Raw genomic sequence first — 2,902 nt, 5'->3', positions numbered from 1 at the left:
GACCCGCAGGCCGGGGAACTGGTCGGCGAGCTCGAGCAGCTCGTCGTGGAAGAGGGCGTCGTGCCGCGTGCGCGCACAGTGCAGGAGCACGACGTCGGCGTCGGGGCGACGGGGGACGAGCGTGCGGATCATCGACATGACGGGCGTGATGCCGCTGCCGGCGGTGAGCATGAGCAGCGGGCGCGGGTGGCCCGGCAGGACGAAGTCGCCCTGCGGGACGTCGAGGAAGAGGACGTCGCCGGGACGGGTGTCGCGGGCCAGGGCGGAGGAGACGGTGCCGATCGCCGTGACGGTGATGGCGGGGTCGTGCCCGGCGGCCGCCGACAGGGAGTAGCTGCGCCACTGGCGCACCCCGTCGATCTCGACGCCGATGCGGGCCCACTGGCCGGCCTCGTGCGCGTTCCAGCCCCGACCGGGGCGGAAGTGGATGGTCGTGGAGTCAGGGGTCTCGCGCTCGACGCGCGTGACGATGCCGCGCAGCTGGCGGGCGGACGAGAGCGGGTTGACGAGGGCGAGGAAGTCCTCGGGGTCCAGGGGCGTCGTGAGGACGGACGCCAGACGCCGTAGTGCTCGCAACTGGCTCATACCTCCATGGTGGGCCTCGAGGGGGGTCCAGGTCTTGGATCGCGGCGTACTCTTTGAGGAAGGAATCTATTGCCTCACGACAAAAAGCAGGAGGCCGAAGTGGCGCACGCCACGTCCGACCCGCCGTGGTTGTCTCTACCCGCCGAAATCAGCAGGGTGCTGCGTCCGGTCGTCCCCGACATCGTGGAGGCCATCATCGAGGGCATACCCCAGGACGTCCCCGTCTACGCGATGCCCATGGAGGGCCGGTTCGGCCATGGCGTGCGGCAGGGGGTCCAGGTCGCGCTCCACCGCTTCCTCGACCTGCCGGGAACCCGCCTGCCGGCGCTGTCGGAGGACGGCAAGTGGGTGTACGAGAACCTCGGACGCGGCGAGGTGCGGTCGGGTCGCAGCCTCGAGGCCCTGCTTGCAGCGTACCGCTACGGGGCCAGGGTGACGTTCCGGGCCATCTCGCGCACGGTCGACGTGTCGCAGATGCCGCCCGACGTGCTGCTCTCGCTCGGCGAGTCGCTCTTCGCGTACATCGACGAGCTGTCGGCCGCCAGCGCCCAGGGGTACGCCCAGGAGCAGTCCGAGCGGGCCGGTGAGCAGCAGCGCCTGCGCGGTGAGCTGCTGGAGATGATCCTGCGGGGCGACTCCAGCGACGGGGTCGCGCGCCTCGCCGCGGCCGTCGGGTGGACGCTGCCCGAACGCATCGTCGTCGGGCTCGTGCCCTCGCCCCACGTCGAGGGGCTGCGCGCCGCGATCGGCCGCGACGGGCTCGTCGCCGAGCGCGGCGCCGACGTCGTCGTCGTCTACCCCGTCGGCAACCGCCGCGTCCGCCGCCGCGACCTCGACCGTGCCCTCAGCGGCCGCCGGGCCGTCGTCGGTCCGGCGCGCCCGTGGCAGGCGGCGGGGGAGTCGCTGCACCTGGCGGCCTCGGCCGGCGCGCACGGCCTCGGCCCGGCCCTCGACCAGCCGCACTCCGGCCCCGACCCGCTCTGGGTCGAGGACCGGCTCGCCGAGCTCGTCGTGCGCTCCGAGCCGCTCGCCATCGGCGACCTCGCAGTGGTGCGCCTGGCGCCCCTCGACGGTCTCCGGCCCGCCGTGCGCGCGCGCCTCGCGGAGACCCTGCTGTCGTGGCTGCGGCACCAGGGCCAGCGGGCCCCGATGGCCGAGGAGCTGTTCGTGCACCCGCAGACGGTCGGTTACCGGGTCGCCCAGCTCAAGCAGCGGTTCGGAGACGCGCTCGAGGACCCGGAGGTGCGCTTCGAGCTCGAGCTCGTCCTCCGTGCCGGCCACCGCTGACGACGCGGCTGGCGCCGTCAGAGGACCCGCACGGGCGCGCCGTCGAGCCACGCGGCGACGGCCTCGACAACCCCGCCGAAGAAGGTCGCGTACGTGTCCTCGGTGACGTAGCCGACGTGAGGTGTCAGCAGCGTCCGGGGAGCCGTCCGCAGCGGGTGGTCGGCCGGCAGCGGCTCGACGTCGAAGACGTCGAGGCCGACGCCCCCGAGGTGCCCCGAGGCGAGCGCGTCGAGGAGGGCAGCTTCCTGCACGATCGGGCCGCGCGAGGTGTTGACGAGCAGTGCGGACCCGCCCATCAGCGCGAGCTCGCGGGCGCCGAGGAGGCCGCGGGTGCCGCCCTCACCCTCGACGAGCGGCAGATGCACCGACACGACGTCGGAGCGCCGCAGGAGGTCGTCGAGGGCCGTGGCGGTGGCGCCGGACGCCTCGGCTCGCTCTGGTGTCAGGTGCGGGCTCCAGGCGAGCACCTCCATGCCGAACGCGCGGGCGACCGCCGCGACCTGGCGGCCGATGCGGCCCAGGCCGAGGATGCCGAACGTGTGGCCGGCAAGGTCGAGCCCGATCGTCGTCTGCCAGCCACCGGAGCGCACCGCCTCGGCCTCGGTGAGGAGGTGCCGCGCGAGGCCGAGCACGAGCGCCCAGGTCAGCTCGGCCGGCGCGCTCGCGCGGCTCTCCGTGCCGCACGCCGTGATGCCGGAGGCCGCGGCGGCCGCGACGTCGATGCCGGCGTTTCGGCGCCCGGTCGTCACGACCAGGCGCAGCCGCGGCAGCCGGGTGAGGACCTGGGCGGGCAGCGGCGTGCGTTCGCGCATGACGACGACGGCCTCGTAGGGCTCGAGTCGCTCGGTCAGGGCTCGGGGCTCCGCGAGGTGGTCGCGGAAGACGTCCACCAGGCAGGGACGCGTCGGGTGGTCGGTGACCCGGGTCCAGTCGGCGCTGGACAGCGCCACCCCCTGGTAGTCGTCGAGGACCGCGATACGCACCCGGCCACCCCTGTCTCTTATACACATCTGACGCTGCCGACGACGGA

The 2,902-nt window shown here is 73.8% G+C and carries 3 protein-coding genes; 1 reads left to right on the top strand and 2 read right to left on the bottom strand.

Annotated elements, in window-relative coordinates:
• The coding region (locus ACPYOM_RS21480) for a ferredoxin reductase domain-containing protein (protein ID WP_481347513.1) at positions 1-585 on the bottom strand (585 nt) is incomplete at its 3' end.
• 99 nt (positions 586-684) lie between these two features.
• On the opposite strand from ACPYOM_RS21480, the gene ACPYOM_RS21475 reads away from it, so the two are divergent.
• Positions 685-1,872 carry a PucR family transcriptional regulator gene (locus ACPYOM_RS21475; RefSeq protein WP_481342587.1) on the top strand — a complete coding sequence of 396 codons (1,188 nt, stop codon included), beginning with the start codon at positions 685-687 and terminating at the stop codon, positions 1,870-1,872.
• A 17-nt stretch (positions 1,873-1,889) separates the two neighbouring features.
• On the opposite strand, the gene ACPYOM_RS21470 is transcribed toward ACPYOM_RS21475, so the two are convergent.
• Positions 1,890-2,902: D-2-hydroxyacid dehydrogenase family protein (locus ACPYOM_RS21470; RefSeq protein ID WP_481347512.1), on the bottom strand; the 1,013-nt coding region annotated here is incomplete at its 5' end.

The organism is Monashia sp. HAY1-2A (assembly GCF_056755315.1).
The sequence above is the reverse complement of the archived record's forward strand: the minus strand, read 5'-3'. Positions and strand labels throughout refer to the sequence as shown.